Origin of the sequence: Chryseobacterium sp. CH25, from assembly GCF_004119455.1 — a bacterium.
Classification (GTDB): domain Bacteria; phylum Bacteroidota; class Bacteroidia; order Flavobacteriales; family Weeksellaceae; genus Chryseobacterium.
In genome coordinates, this window is record NZ_NRQT01000026.1 from 1 (window position 1) to 617 (window position 617).

The following is a 617-nucleotide window of genomic DNA, read 5'->3' on the forward strand; positions in this document are numbered from 1 at the left end:
CTACAGGGTTACTATCTACCTGATGTCTGTGAACCAGCAGTCTGTTCTGATGGTCATATTCAAAGGTTTCTGTAATCACTCTTTCGGTATCGGTTGCCAGTCTTTTATGTCGGGTGATCACTGTTTGAGCTACTCCTGAAAAATCCAGTTTAGATTCTGTTTTGGTATACCCGCCCAGATGGTTGATGGAATGGGTTCCTATTACTCTTCCTTTGGTATCGTAGTAGGTATAATTCTTTGTCCAGTTGTCATCTTCTATATTCTTTACCATGCTCATCACAGGTAAGCCTTTGGTACTCTTACCTTCCGGGGATACGGTTTCTTTTAAGGTTTCCACTCCCTGAATACTGCCAGGAAAAGAGGGATTGAAACTGTAGACTGGATACGTGTCATAATAGTTTACTGAAAAAACGGTTTCCAGATAAGGAAAGTAGGCATTGTTATACTGGATCTGCAGTCCATTTTTGGTAAAACCGACATCATACCTGTTCTCAATAGTCAGTGTTTCTCCAATCATCGTCTGCATAGAGGCTCTGCTGCCTCCAGCCACAACTCCTGTGATGATCACTCTCCCCAAAACATCATATTTTGTAAATAACCATTTGTCTGTGGGTCTC

At 41.8% G+C, this 617-nt stretch carries 1 pseudogene; it reads right to left on the reverse strand.

The features are described from left to right. Positions 1-617, reverse strand: a pseudogene (locus tag BOQ64_RS23320) (RHS repeat-associated core domain-containing protein); the annotation flags it as partial.